Genomic DNA, 14,179 nt, shown 5'->3' with positions numbered 1-14,179 from the left:
GCTCAGTCGACCCCGAACTCGTGGCTGCCGCGGTCGGCATGGACCCCGAAGCCACCGTGATCTATCTGCCTGATCAACCTGATCGCGTTGATGAGATCTGGTTGTCAGGGTGGGAGACGACCAAGAACTGGCCTCTGGTCAAAGTCCGGACGGATAGAGAGCGATCTTCTCGCGCTCGATGAAGAGCTCGACCCACGTGCCGGCAACACCTTCGGGCAGGGGATCGGCAAGGTCCAGGAGGATCTGAGTGCCGTCGAAGTCCAGCACGGCGGTGCCGTCGTCTGTGAGGTTGAGCCTGCCGCGCAGGACGACGCAGTGCCCGCCGGGTCGGACTCCTGGTCCGACGCCGACGGCCGGCATGGCGTTCCGCCCCCAGGAGATGTCCTGGTCGACCGTCCACTCGACGTGGTACTTGCCCGGCTTCGCGGCTTGCTCACCGTGCCAGCGGACCGCTGTTCCTCCGAACGGGGTCTGGATCTGGGCCAGCCAGGGGCTCGAGGCAAACTGAGAGACTTTCACCAGTTCGATCAGCACGGGTCGATCATGCAGTGTCCGAGGCGGCACCGGAACGCGGAGGGATACGCACTACCTGGAACTGCTCCCTCCGGGTCCTGTCGTCCCCGTATCAGGCTGTCCAGCTCAGAGGGGGAACTTCAAGCCGTCCTTGCGTTCCCGTAAGGACTCGCGGCAGGCGGTCCGCTTCACCGCGAACGCCCGCTGGAAAATCGCCAAGAGCGGGAAACATGAACGGCATGGCATGAACGTCCAGGTCCTCACCGACACGTTCGGCGGCCTGCTGCCGGCCTCACGCGGATTGCGCGGCTCTGCCCACGCCGAGATCGGCTGCGTTGGCGAGCAGGCCATGGCCAGCCTGAAGGCTGGCCCCTGTTGCGCAAATTCTGCTGCAGCACCAACCACGTCACCAACATTGTGAAAGCCGTCCTCGTCCTTCACCACGCCTCAGCGTGAGACTGGAGACAGCTCACTGCGTTGCCCCTTCGGTCGGTGGCGTGGCGTCCATGGGACGGTCCTCCGGCTCTTCCGCTGCCGCGAGTTCCCAGTCGATCTGCCACACCCGTAGGGTGCCGTCCATGGTTCGGGCCAGGGCGAGTTGGCCGTTCGGTGTCATCGCCAGCCTGATGGGGGGCGACATTGCGGCATGGGCGTCGAAGGCGAGCAGTCGGCGGCCCGATCGTACGTCCCAGGCCACTACCTGCGTTCCGGTGCCGCAGGAGATGGCGAAGTCGCCATCGGCGGTGGCGGCGAGGTCGGAACATGCGTGGGGCGCGCCGAAGTCGCGGATCGCTGTGCCGGTGGCGACATCCCACTCGCGGATGGTGTCGGCGTAGGACAGGAGGTAGCCGCCGGCGACGATCAGGCGTTGCCCGCCGTGGGTGAAGCACATCCGCTCCACGATTTCGTAGTTGCCGGGAGTGACGCGTGGGTCGGTGAGGGTGTGCAGGAGCCTGCCGTTGCGGGCGTCGAGCAGCTGCACGCCATGGGAGCCGCCGACCGCGATGGTGCGGCCGTCGGGCGCCGCGGCTATGACACTCTCGTGGTGCTGTCCGGGGGCCTTCACGGTCCGCACGATCCCATCGGCGGTCAGGTTCCACCAGTGCACGGCGTTCTCGGTGGCGATGACGGCCTCGTCGCCACCGGGCAGCAGACAGGCCGCGACGGGCAGATGGTTCCCCATGGGGTGGGGTATGTCGGGCCTCAGGGCGCGGAGACAGGCGCCGCTTCCGGTGTGCCACAGTCGCACCGCGCCCGCGCTGTCGGCCGTCAGGAGCCGACTGCCGTCCTCGCTGAGGTGGACCTCCAACACGTGCTCGGCGTGGCCGGTGAACTCTTTCATCAGAGCACCGGTGTGGACGTCCCACAGCCGTGCCGTGTCATCCCAGCTGCCGGTGGCGGCCAGCCGGCCGTCAGCCGTCAGGGCGACGCGCCCGTCCTTGCCGCCGCCAGGGGTGAACTCACGCACGGGCCACGCCGCCCGCGGCCGGACGCGGTGCGTGAACCGGGCGAGGTCGCGCCAGGCAGCCATCACGCGGGGCGCCCGTGCGTACCCGTCGATCGCTCGCGCCTCGTGGAGATGGCCAAGCGCCACACCGTATCGGCCGCGGTCCTGTGCCCGTGCCGCGTCGGCCAGCAGGACGTCGACCCGCGAGCCGAGCCCGCTCAACTCGGCGTGGTGGCGCGGGCGGCTCAGCCGGGGCGCGCAGGCATAGCCGCCCGGCAGGGACCAGGTGCGCACCGTCCGGTCGGCACCGGCCGACACCAGGGTGCGTCCGCCGTCGAGGAACGCGACGGCGGTGGCGTCCGCCTCGTGCCCCCGGTAGGTGCGCCGACAGCGCCCGGTGTCGGTCTCCCACAGCCGGATGCCGTGGTACGTGGGTCCGGCGCTGGCCAGCAGCCGGCCGTCGGGGGACAGGGAGGCCGCGTGGGAGCTGTTTGCGTCGACGAAGGTTCGCAGCAAGCGACCGGACTCCACGTCCCACAGCCGCAGTTCGTGGAACGACGCGGTCACCGCCCGGCGGCCGTCGGGCGAGATGTGCAGCACCTTCGGCATGACGCGGTGCCCGCCCAGCGTGTGAAGAGGCCGGCCCGAGTCGACATCCCAGACCACGGCGGCGAAATCGCGCTGGTCCTCGGGCACCTGGAAAGGGTTCTTCACGGTGGGGGTGGCGATGACGCGACTGCCGTCGGCGGCCACCTGTACCCCCGCGCCTTCGGTATGGCCCGGCAGGACGCGCCGCAGTCGACCGTCGGCCGTGTCCCACACCCGGACGGTGCCCTGCACGTCGATGGCCACCGCGGTGCGACCGTCGGGAGTGAGATGAACGGACCGCCGATGAGGGCCGGGAGACACTCGCTCGACACCGGAGAGATCTTTGAGTCTCGGCTCACCGTGGTGCAGCGGGTTGTCGCTCAGGAGCCGCGTCAGGAACCCTTCGGACAGATTCCACAAGCGCACCACTCCGTCTGCGCCCTGCGACAGTGCGTGGCGGCCGTCCGGGGTGAGGTCGACCGCCTCTACCTCCCTCCGGTGCCCCCTGAGGGTCTTCACGCAGCGTCCGCTGGGCACGTCCCACAGGCGAAGCGTGCCGTCCGGGCAGCCGGTCAGTGCCAGCCGGGCGTCGTGGGTGAGCGCGACGGGCAGCGACTCGTACGTCGCGAACCCCCTCGAGCGCGGGTGCTCCAGCTCGTCAAGGCGTGGCGCCGGCCACGGCACGCGCCGCACGGTGAGCGAGCGAGCGTGGCCGACCGCACCGGAGTCGGCCGCCTGCCGTGCTGCCGCGGCCTCCGGCTCATCGGGGCGCTCGCGTCCCACGGCGTCCAATAGCGTACGAGCCGCTGGCAGTTCACCGCGCTCGAGTTGAATCTGGGCGAGGAGGAGGCGGGCCTCACTGGGGTCGCCGGTGTCCCGCAGCGCGCCCTCGAGACGGGCGACCGCATCCTCGTCACTGCGTCTGCCACGCCGCCAGCGCAGCAACTCGTCGTTGTACAGCGCCCGTATGTTGCGCGGGTCGGCATCCAGTGCCTGCTCGAACGCGCTCTCCGCCTCGCTCTCGCGGCTCAGGTCGAGAAGCGAGAGGCCGCGGTTGTTGAACTCGTCGGCGCGGAGGTCGGCCTCCCGCGGCGTCGGCCGCGGATACGTCGAGCCGGTCACCTGCTCGTACACGTCGCACAGCACGCCCGCGACATCCGCCATGGACGGCGGCCGGCCGGCCGGGTCCTGGCGCAGGCAGCGCCGCAGGAGATGCGCGATCTCCGCAGGAGCGGCGACGGGGTTGGCGGGATCGGCCAGGTACTCCTCCAGGGTGAGCCCCGCGACGGAACCGGTCGACCACCGCACCCTGCCGGTGACCATCTCCAACACCGAGACGGCGAAGCTGTACACGTCGCTGCGCCGCCCCACGGGCTCGCCCGCGAGCTGCTCCGGCGGGGCGTACGGCACGGTCATACCGCCCGTCGGCACCAACACGCTGGCCTCCGGCGCCGTTTGGAGGCGGGTCTGGTACGTGCCGGTCTTGGACCGGGCGAGACCGAAGTCGGTGATCTTCGCGACGCCCGCGCCGTCGAGCAGTACGTTGGCCGGCTTCACGTCCTGGTGCACCAGCCCACGACGGTGGGCGTGTTCGAGCCCGAAGGCCGCCTGGATCGCCGTGTCGAGCACGCGGGCGAGGGCCTGACGGGCGTCCCCGGCGTAGAGGCGACCGTCGGCGATCCACTCGGCGAGGCTGCCGCCGTCGACGTACTCGGCGAACACGCGGGGGACGCCGTCGAAGGACCGCACGTAGTGGCAGGCGCAGATGTTCGGATGCAGCCCGAGGGACACCCACGCCTCGGCCTCCCGCACGAACAGCTCCTGATCGTCGGAAGAGCTGAACAGGTCAGGCCGTGGACTCTTCACCGCCATGTCGATGCCCCAGATCAGGTGCCGCACCCGGTGGACGATGCCCATCCCACCGCGTCCCAGTTCACCGATCACTCGATACCGGCCGTCGACGATTTCGCCGATGGCCCAGATGGCGTGCGACGTGGGTGAGTTCACGGGGATCCTCTGCTCTCTACGGGTGTCGTCCGGGGCGAGTTGTGGTGGAGCGGCTCTGAGGAGTTCTCCTGTGTCGGGCCTTCCTCTCGCGGGTGGGGCGTGTTGAGTTCGGCAGCGACGAAGGTGAGGTATCCGGCACCGAAGCTCTCCTCCAACTCTGCGCGATCATCAGCAACGGCGGCTTCACCACCTACTGGCGGCCTCACTCACCCCTCGAATATGCACGTTTGCATCCCGGCATCGGTTGCTGTTCTCACCGCACCGACAACTCCTGCACCAGAGCCCCCGGATGCGGCTGCGGCCTCGGGTGCAGGGGGTGTACAGCGCAACGATCACGCTTTCGGATCCTCGCCCCGTTCCTCATGACAGTCGAGGAGGCGTAATGCGTGGCCGCCCCCCCCCGTGGAGGGAGAGCGGACGTTCAGTCGGCTTGATGAGGAACAACCTGGGCGGGCTTCGGTTCTGCAGCTGCGGGAGCTTCTGTGTCCGACGTCATATCCACGCGAGGTTACCGGCCTCGTAGCACGCGGCGAACTGCCGTGTGCTGTGGCGCAACGCAGGCCACTACGGGTGGATTCCTGGAGTTCGGCGGATTCCGGGACACGTCACTTCTCGCTCATCACGGGCAGGGACGGGACGGACGAACAGGGGCGGTCCCGGCAGGACGTCGGGCTCGCTGACGTGCAGTAGACAGACCGCTGTCGATGACGCTGAACCGCAGATCAGTCCGGAAGTCGTCAAGGCAGCGTTCGACAAGGCCGAGGTCGCCGTCGGCAAGCTCCGCCAAGACCGGGGACGGCTCGAACGGGGCGCCCAGCTACATGACCCTCGCCGCCCCGGACAAGGAGGACTTCTCGACCATCGTCGTCAACGACAGTGACCAGGCACCATGGGTCGCGCGCGCTGACCAGTTTCTTGTGGCTGTACTGGGCTCCCTCGTAGAAGGAGCCGATGGCCGGCTGGAAGATGTAGTGCGAGCGCTGGGAGTTGGCGTTGCTCTTGACGAGGCGGTCGGCGAGGTCGAGGGCGCTCTGCACGCCGCCGATGCCGGTGCTCGCCCCGTCCGGTCGCGACAAGGAGACCCTGAGCCGCCTGCCGCGGTCGGGCGAACGCACGGTCCACGACACCGACGCGACCGGCAAGCGGCACGACACCGGCGACCGCGTCCTGTACACCGACGACTTCGGGTACGCGCACGAGAGCGCGTCGTACCTCAAGTCCCGTGGTAACCAACCGCGTTACATGGTCGACAACACCGGGGCGTGGGAGGTCGGCAAGGACGCGGACGGCGGCAACGTCCTCTACCAGTACATGGACCAGTCCATGAAGGACACCGCCGCCTGGAACAAGAGCACCCCGAACACCACGGTCGGCGACTTCCGCTGGGAGAACTACACGGCCTCGGTCGACGTCGCGTTCCCCGACGCGGACGGCGGCCGCGCTACGCTCGGCGTGCGCCAGCAGAAGGGCATGACGGCGGCCGACGCGGCGTACGGCGTCGGCATCGGCCCCGACGGTTCGTGGACCTTCTCCGAGTACGGCACGGTGATCGAGCAGGGCGCGGTCGCGCCGTCGGACCACTACCGCCTCGCCGTCGAGGCGAAGGGCGCCACGATCACGACGTACATCGACGGCAAGGCCGTCAGCACGTACGAGGACCCGACGCCGGAGTCGGAGGGGCGGGTCAAGCTCGGCACGGACTTCCACAAGACGGCCTTCGACAACCTGAAGGTCGAGAAGATCGCCGGGTACACGCCGTACGCCGACGCCCAACTCGACAACATGGACAGCGCGGTCGGCTACGACGGCACCGAGCAGGAACGCCGCGTACGGCGACGCCAACGACTGGTACCGGTCGACGTCGACGAGCAGCACCGCCGGCGCGTTGGTCACCGTCCCCTTCACCGGCACGGGCATCGACCTCGTCGGCGGCAACGACGGCACCGCCGTCCTCGACGTCCGCGTCGACGGCAAGCTCGTCGCGAAGGACGCCGGGACGGCCGCCAGCGCCAAGCGCACGGCGGCGTACGCGCTGCGCGGACTGCCCGAAGGACGGCACACGGCGACGTTCGTGCTCCGCTCGGGCAAGCTCGTCGTCGACGCGTTCGACGCGATCTCCAGGAACGTGTCGGGGAAGGCGGACACGCGGTCCCTCCGCACCGCCCTCGACGCCGTGGGCACCCCGCGGCAGGAGGAGTACACGGCCGACTCCTGGACGTTGTTCGACACCGCGCGCTCGGCCGCGAAGGCGGGCCTGCGCGGGCAGGGGGGCCTCGACACCATCGGTGCGCGGCAGCTCGCGGCGCGGCTGGCCGCGGCGTACGACGGGCTGGTGCGCGCCGACGGCTCGTAGCCGCAGCGAGACGGCGCCGCGGGACGAGGTGGCGCTGCGGGTGCGGAGAATACTCAGGAAGCCACAAAATCCGACGACTTCATTGTGTTGATTGTGTTGGGTTCTTAGGGTGGGTGCGGCTCAACAGGCTCTACCCGCCTCACCAGTTGCACGTGTCCCCATCCGCGCAGAAGGGCACCGTCATGCAGCACCCGCACCCGTACCCGTACCCGCACCTCAGCCGTCGTCGGCTCCTCGAAGCCGGCGGCGCCGTCCTCGGCGCGCTGGCCCTGCCCGCCGCCGTGCTCCCCGCCGTCACCGCCCTCGCCGCCGAGGGCGGTGACGGCAGCGGCGCGAGCGGCATCGACGCGCAGGGCGACGAGTGGAACGGCCACATCGACGTCTTCCAGCTCGGCACCGAGCCGCCGCACGCCACGCTCATGCCGTACGAGAACGTCCAGCAGGCCCTCGCCGCCGACCGGACGCGCTCCCGCTACCGCCAGAGCCTCGACGGGAACTGGAAGTTCGCGTACACGGACCGTCCCGCGGACAAGAACGACGACTTCTACCGCACGGACCTCGACGACTCGGCATGGGAGTCGATACCGGTGCCGTCCGTCTGGCAGCTGCACGGCTACGACCGCCCGGTCTACGTCAACATCACGTACCCGTGGTGGGGCCCCAACGGCCAGGGCGAGGAGGCGCAGCCGCCCGCCGCGCCGACCCGCCACAACCCCGTGGGCCAGTACAGACGCACCTTCACCGTACCCAAGGACTGGGCGGCCGACCGGCGCGTCTTCCTGCACTTCGAAGGGGTCAAGTCCGCCCACTACGTGTGGGTCAACGGCACGCTCGTGGGCTACCACGAGGACTCGTACACCCCCGCCGAGTACGACATCACCGAACACCTGGACCCCGGTGGCACCAACCACCTCGCCGTCGAGGTCTACCGCTACTCCGACGGCGACTGGCTGGAAGACCAGGACATGATCCGGCTGAGCGGCATCTTCCGCTCGGTGTACCTTTACTCCACTCCCGCCGTCCACATGCGCGACTTCAAGCTCGACACCCCGCTCGGCGCCGCCTACACCTCCGCCGAGCTGTCGGTCACGGCCACGGTCCGCGATTACGGCGGCGACGCCGAGACAGGCGCCTACTCCGTCGAGACGCAGCTCTACGACGCCGACGGGCACGCCGTCTGGGCCCGCCCGCTCGCCCAGGCCGTCACCCCTTCCGCAGACGACACCACGGTGCAGGACACCAAGTCCGTTCCCTCGCCCCGCCTCTGGTCGGCCGAGTCGCCGTACCTCTACACCGCCGTCCTGCGGCTGCGCGACCCGTCGGGCAAGGTCGTCGAGACGCTCTCGCACCGCGTGGGCCTGCGCGAGTTCGCGCTCAAGGCCGGGCTGATGCGCATCAACGGGCAGCCCGTCTCGTTCCGCGGCACCAACCGCCACGAGATGCACCCGGACCGCGGCACCGCCCTCACCCGCGCCGACATGATCGAGGACATCACGATCATCAAGCGGATGAACATCAACTCCGTCCGCACCTCGCACTACCCCAACAACCCCCAGTGGCTCGAACTCGCCGACGAGTACGGCTTGTACCTGGTCGGCGAGACCAACCTCGAGACACACGGCGTCCGCGACGAGTACCCCACCAGCCACGCCGACTGGAGCAAGGCGTGCGTGGCCCGCGCGCAGAACATGGTCCACCGCGACAAGAACCACGCCGCCGTCGTCATCTGGTCCCTGGGCAACGAGGCGGGCTCCGGCTCCACCTTCAAGGCCATGCACGAGTGGATCCGCTCGTACGACACGACCCGGGTGATCCAGTACGAGGGCGACGACAGCCCCGGCGTCAGCGACATCCGCTCCAAGATGTACGAGTCGCCGAGCAGCGTGGAGAAGCGCGCCGCCGACACGGCCGACACCCGTCCGTACGTGATGATCGAGTACGCCCACTCGATGGGCAACTCGACCGGCAACTTCAAGGAGTACTGGGACGTCGTCCGACGCCACGACGTCCTGCAGGGCGGCTGGATCTGGGACTTCGTCGACCAGGCGCTGACCTGGCCGACCCCGGCCCGTCAACTCCTCACGGAGACAGGGCCGGTGGGCCTGCGGGGCGAAATCATCAGCTCGGTGGGGGAGTTCAGCCGGGACAAGGGCGTCAGCGGCGCCACGGTCTTCGCGCGCGACGACCGCCTCGACCTGACCGGGTCGCTCACCCTCGAAGCCTGGCTGACCCCGGGCGTCACAGGCTACGACCAGCCGATCCTGGCGAAGGGCGACACCCAGTACGCGCTCAAGCTGTCCGGCAAGACTCTGGAGTTCTTCATCTACTCCGGCGGCCAGTGGATCACCGCGAGCTGGGGCGTTCCGGCCGACGGGTGGAGCGGCAGCGAGCACCACATCGCGGGCGTCTTCGACGCGGGCGCGGGCACGCTCACGCTGTACGTGGACGGTGCGGCGAAGGCCACCAAGGCGACGACACACAAGCCGACGAGCAACACTGCCCCGCTCGCCCTCGCCGTCGACGTCGACAACATGACCCGCGAGTTCAGCGGCACCATCCGTCGCGCGCGGGTGTACGCGCGTGCGCTGAGCGCCACCGAACTCGCCGATGACGGGCGGGGACCGAAGGACGACGGCGTCCGGTTCTGGTTCGACGCGAAAACGGCCGGACTGAAGGAGAAGAAGCCGAAGGCGAAGACCTTCTTCGCGTACGGCGGCGACTGGGGCGACCACCCCAACGACGGGGCCTTCGAGGCCGACGGCATCATCACCCCCGACCGCGGCCACACCGGCAAGGCCGCGCAGGTCAAGCGGATCTACCAGGCGATCGACGCCGTGCCCGTCAAGGGCGGGGGAGCGGGCGATGTCACGCTCACCAATGAGAATCTCTTCCTCAACCTCCGTGACTTCGAAGGCAGTTGGGAGCTCGCGTGCGACGGCGAGGTGGTCGGGCGCGGCCGGCTGAGCCGTGCGCAGCTCGACGTGGCACCGCTGAGCAGCAAGGACATCACCGTCCCCGTGAAGCTGCCGAGCGACCCCGCGCCCGGCGCCGAGTACTTCCTCCACCTGTCCTTCACCACGAAGGAGGACGCGCCCTGGGCGGACGCGGGCTTCGAGGTGGCGCGCGTACAACTGCCCATCGACGCGAAGAGCCCGAAGGTCACGCCCGTCCCGCTGGGCGACGTACCGGCACTCTCGTACGAGGACGGCGACGTCGCCGTCTCGGTGACCGGCAAGGGGTTCAAGGCCGTCATCGACAAGTCGACGGGCCTGATCACGTCGTACGAGGCGGACGGCGCGCAGCTCCTCGCCTCCGGCGCCGCCCCCAACTTCTGGCGCGCCCCGACCGACAACGACCACGGCAACGGCCAGCACACCCGCAGCGAGACCTGGCGGGACGCCGGCGCCCGGCGCAAGGTCACCGGCGTCACGGTGCGCGGCCTCCAGGACCGTGCGGTGGAGATCGCCGTCAAGGGCACGCTTCCGACGACCACCGAGTCCACGTACACCACCACCTACACCGTCTTCGGCAACGGCGAGATCAAGGTCGACAACCTGCTGCACCCGGGCGCCTCGACCCTCCCGTACATTCCCGAGGTCGGCACGCTGCTGCGGCTCCCCGCCGCCCTCGACCGGCTGCACTACTACGGCCGCGGACCCGAGGAGAACCACTGGGACCGCAACGACGGTACGGACGTAGGGCGTTGGTCGGCGACCGTCGCCGAGCAGTGGAGCCCGTACATGAGGCCGCAGGAGAACGGCAACAAGACGGACGTGCGCTGGGCCGCGCTCACCGACCGGCGCGGGCACGGCCTCCTTGTCAGCGGTGACGGGCTCGTGGAGGTCAACGCCTCCCACTTCACCCCGGAGGACCTGTCGCTCGGCGCACGCCACGACTACCAGCTCGACCCCCGCGACGAGGTCGTCCTGCGCGTCAGCCACCGGCAGATGGGCGTCGGTGGCGACAACAGCTGGGGCGCGCAGACGCACGACGCGTACAAGCTGCTCGCGAACCGGGACTACACGTACACGTTCCGGCTGCGTCCGCTGACCGACGTGGGGCAGGCCCTGAAGCTGTCACGCACGCCCACGGCGGTGGAGTAGCGGGGCGAAGGGCGTTGCCCGGGATACCGTCAACGGCTCCTCGGGCAACGCCCGTTCACGACACGTCCCGCTACTTGACGATCACCTCGCTCACCACCGGCGCGGACGAACCGTCGTCCCACGCAGGCCGCACCGCGTCCGCGCTCGTCCCCGCGGGCGCGCGCAGTGTCGCGACGGAACCGTCGAGTGGGCCGAGGGGCTGCCATGCGCCGTTGATCCGCAGCTGCACCTGTGCCTTCGAGGCCGTCGCGTCGTCCGGGCGCAGGACCGTCACCGAGGTCACGTCGCGCGGCGCCGGGTAGGTCACCGCGAGCGCGTCGCCGGTGGCCGGCGCTGAGGCGGCGCGTGGCGCAAGGCCAGGATCTCAACATTCTTCTCACGGTCGCTCATCTGCATCAGTCGCAGCATTACGGGCGTGTTCGCCACACCCGGGTACGCCAGTCGCAGCAGCACGACTGATCGTCACGCCGCGCCCGCCGCCGCCAAGCGATAGCGGCGACTTGAGTGGCCTCGGCGGGTGCCGAAGCCCGCTCCCGCCTGGATGGATGAGGCATTCGGCAAGGGCAACGCCGCTTGATCTGCAGCGATGACTTTCAGAGCCCCACACCGTCTCGCAGATGATCTCTACACGGATGTCCATGCCGGGGCCTTGTCCATCGATCCGGAACCCCTCGGGGCAAGCGCTTTCTGCAGAATCTTGCAAGCGCTCGCAGAGACTTGTCAAGAGGGTGTGCAGCAAAGGAAGTTGAAGCCCTTTCTGCCTTGTGAGAAGCATTGACCCCCCTGCGAGCGCATGCAAAGGTCCGACCTCATCACGCCGTCGAAACCACTGTCGCCGAACCGCTCGTGGAGGCCCTCTATGGGCAATGACGCCCCCTCCCGCCGCACCACCCTGTCCACCCTGTTGGCCACCGGCCTAGGTACCGCGCTCACAGCCTGCGGCGGACCCTCCCGGTCCGCCGGAGCCGGCGGCACCGTCACCCTGCGCTACTTCTTCTGGGGCGACAACGTACGGGCCGAGCTGATCAACAAATGCATCGCTGTCTTCGAGCGCGCGCATCCGAAGATCAAGGTCAAGTCGAGCTTCGCCGCCTTCGACTCGTTCTGGCCGAAGCTGAGCACCGCGGCGGCTGGCGGCAGCCCGCCGGACGTCATGCACATCGACTACGCATGGATCCGCACGCTCGGCGAACACGGAGTCCTCGCGAATCTCAGCGAGCACACCGGTCCCGGCAAGGAGATCGACGCCACCACGCTGGTGTCGTCGTTGCGCACCGCGGGCATGGTGGAGGACCGCCGCGTCGGACTGCCCCTGTCGCACAACAGCGTCTCGGTGCAGTACGACGCCAAGGTGTGGGCCGCTGCCGGGGCGCGGGCGCCGAGTGCGTCGATGAACTGGGACACGTTCATGGAGCAGACCCTCCAGGTGACCCGGCACACCAGGCGCAAGCAGTTCGGCATGGACAACCCCGCTCAGAACTACATGGGCGTCGAGACGTACATGCGCCAGCACGGCATGCAGATGTGGACCGAAAAGGGCGAACTCGGCTTCGGCCGCGACGACATGCGCCGCTACCTCGCCCAGGCCGACAACTGGCGCAAGGAGGGCGCGCTCGCGGGCCCGGACGTGGTCCCGGAGTCGCTGCCCGGCTACCCCATCAGCACCCGCCGCGTCGCCTCCAACCTGGAGTGGGACAACCAGGTCGGCGGCCGCAGCACGATGCGCGGCAGCAAGCTGACCCTGGCCACGGTCCCCACCGACACCGGCCGCTCCGGCATCTACGCCAAGCCCGGCATGCTGCTCAGTGCCGCCGCCGAGAGCCCGTACGTCAGTGAAGCCGCACAGTTCATCAACTTCATGATCAATGACCGGCGGGTGGCGAAGATCCTCGGCACCAACATCGGCATGCCGCCCACCACCAGCCAGGAGGGCGCCGCCGAGATCACCGATCCGGCAGTGCAGCAGGTCCAGGCGTACGAGAAGGAGATCGCGCCGACGCTCGCGCCGACTCCGCCGCCACCGGCCGACGGCGGCGCCTCCCTCAACGTCTATCTGCAGCGCGTCGCCGAGAAGCTCTTCTACGACCGCGTCTCCGTGGACCACGCGGTGGACCTCTTCTTCGACCAGGCGAAGGTCGTCCTCGCCTGACGTCAGGGCCGGAACCGGACCGACCGCCCCCCTCCTCAACGTACGGAGCCCTCATGGCCTCTACGACGACGACCGACGCCGCGATACCCCGCACCCGCACACCGTCGAGCACCCCGGTGAAGCAGCGTCGCCGTCGGCGCGCCAACGACCGCGCCGCGTACGTCTTCCTGACTCCCTGGATGCTCGGCGCGGCCGTGCTGACGCTCGCGCCGATGCTGTTCTCGCTCTACATGTCGTTCACCGACTACAACCTGTTCGACGCTCCCCGCTGGATCGGCCTCGCCAACTACAAGCGCATCCTCTTCGACGACCCCGAGGTCCGCGACACGGTCGGCGTGACGCTCCTCTACGTAGTCGTCGCCACGCCCCTCAAACTCATCGCGGCGCTCGCGGTGGCCCTCCTGCTCCACACCCGCCGCAAGGGCCGCAACTTCTACCGCGCCGCCTTCTACATGCCGTCGCTGATCGGCGCGAGCGTCGGGGCGGCCATCGTGTGGCGGCTGCTGTTCTCCACGGGCAGCGTCGTCGACCGCTTCCTCGGAGTGTTCGGGGTGCACGCCGGCGGCTGGATCTCCAATCCGGACTGGTCGTTGATGTCGCTCGTGGCGCTGTCGGTATGGCAGTTCGGCGCCCCGATGGTCATCTTCCTGGCAGCCCTGCAGCAGATCCCGCGGGACCTGTACGAGGCGGCGGAGATCGACGGGGCGGGCCCCTGGCGCCGCTTGGTCTCCGTCACCGTCCCCATGCTCTCCCCGGTGATTTTCTTCAACCTGGTCCTGGAGATGGTGCACGCCTTCCAGATGTTCAACTCGGCGTTTGTGCTCTCCAACGGCACGGGCGGCCCGGCCGGTTCCACCCACGTCTACTCGATGTACTTGTACGAACTTGGCTTCAACGACTTCCGGATGGGCTACGCGGCCGCCCTGACCTGGGTGCTGCTCCTGGTCGTCGGCGTGATCACCGCGGTGCTGTTCAAGACCTCGGGCCGCTGGGTCCACTACGCGGGCGAGGAGAAGTGA

The 14,179-nt window shown here is 69.0% G+C and carries 9 protein-coding genes and 2 pseudogenes; 6 read left to right on the top strand and 5 right to left on the bottom strand.

Annotated elements, in window-relative coordinates; translation table 11 throughout:
- Window positions 1-138: 138 nt before the first annotated feature.
- Entirely contained in the window at window positions 139-534 is a 396-nt protein-coding gene (locus ACFC96_RS35245) for a hypothetical protein (protein WP_376616062.1), read from the bottom strand.
- Between the two features lie 199 nt (window positions 535-733).
- Here ACFC96_RS35245 and ACFC96_RS35240 point away from each other — a divergent pair.
- A pseudogene (locus tag ACFC96_RS35240) lies at window positions 734-969 on the top strand (IS5/IS1182 family transposase); the annotation flags it as partial.
- A 13-nt stretch (window positions 970-982) separates the two neighbouring features.
- On the opposite strand, the gene ACFC96_RS35235 reads toward ACFC96_RS35240, so the two are convergent.
- Together ACFC96_RS35235 and ACFC96_RS35230 are read right to left on the bottom strand one after the other, a co-directional pair.
- Window positions 983-4,555 (bottom strand): protein kinase, encoded by a 3,573-nt coding sequence (locus ACFC96_RS35235; protein ID WP_376616060.1) that lies wholly within the window; start codon window positions 4,553-4,555, stop codon window positions 983-985.
- Between the two features lie 737 nt (window positions 4,556-5,292).
- The gene (locus ACFC96_RS35230) at window positions 5,293-5,592 is read right to left on the bottom strand and encodes a hypothetical protein (RefSeq protein ID WP_376616059.1); all 300 of its coding nucleotides are present in this window, start codon (window positions 5,590-5,592) and stop codon (window positions 5,293-5,295) included.
- Between the two features lie 7 nt (window positions 5,593-5,599).
- On the opposite strand from ACFC96_RS35230, the pseudogene ACFC96_RS35225 reads away from it, so the two are divergent.
- Window positions 5,600-6,235: pseudogene (locus ACFC96_RS35225) on the top strand (GH59 galactosidase); the annotation flags it as partial.
- Here the strand turns inward: ACFC96_RS35225 and ACFC96_RS35220 are convergent.
- Window positions 6,136-6,339, bottom strand: coding sequence for a hypothetical protein (locus ACFC96_RS35220; protein ID WP_376616285.1), 204 nt, complete (start codon window positions 6,337-6,339; stop codon window positions 6,136-6,138). The pseudogene ACFC96_RS35225 and the gene ACFC96_RS35220 sit on opposite strands and share 100 nt — an antisense overlap.
- Window positions 6,340-6,440: 101 nt before the next feature.
- On the opposite strand from ACFC96_RS35220, the gene ACFC96_RS35215 reads away from it, so the two are divergent.
- A complete protein-coding gene (locus ACFC96_RS35215) occupies window positions 6,441-6,908 on the top strand; it encodes a hypothetical protein (protein ID WP_376616284.1) in 468 nt (155 codons plus the stop codon).
- Between the two features lie 182 nt (window positions 6,909-7,090).
- On the top strand, window positions 7,091-11,011 hold the full coding sequence (locus ACFC96_RS35210; protein ID WP_376616274.1) for a glycoside hydrolase family 2 TIM barrel-domain containing protein: 3,921 nt from the start codon (window positions 7,091-7,093) through the stop codon (window positions 11,009-11,011).
- Between the two features lie 70 nt (window positions 11,012-11,081).
- Here ACFC96_RS35210 and ACFC96_RS35205 read toward each other — a convergent pair whose 3' ends face one another.
- A complete protein-coding gene (locus ACFC96_RS35205; protein ID WP_376616057.1) occupies window positions 11,082-11,318 on the bottom strand; it encodes a hypothetical protein in 237 nt (78 codons plus the stop codon).
- A gap of 552 nt (window positions 11,319-11,870) precedes the next feature.
- On the opposite strand from ACFC96_RS35205, the gene ACFC96_RS35200 reads away from it, so the two are divergent.
- Window positions 11,871-13,160: an ABC transporter substrate-binding protein gene (locus tag ACFC96_RS35200; RefSeq protein WP_340458391.1), complete on the top strand. Its 1,290-nt coding sequence runs from the start codon at window positions 11,871-11,873 to the stop codon at window positions 13,158-13,160.
- A gap of 53 nt (window positions 13,161-13,213) precedes the next feature.
- Window positions 13,214-14,179, top strand: coding sequence for a carbohydrate ABC transporter permease (locus tag ACFC96_RS35195; protein ID WP_376616055.1), 966 nt, complete (start codon window positions 13,214-13,216; stop codon window positions 14,177-14,179).

Source organism: Streptomyces sp. NPDC055955 (assembly GCF_042270245.1).
Lineage (GTDB): Bacteria > Actinomycetota > Actinomycetes > Streptomycetales > Streptomycetaceae > Streptomyces.
This window is presented reverse-complemented; position numbering and strand designations above follow the sequence as displayed.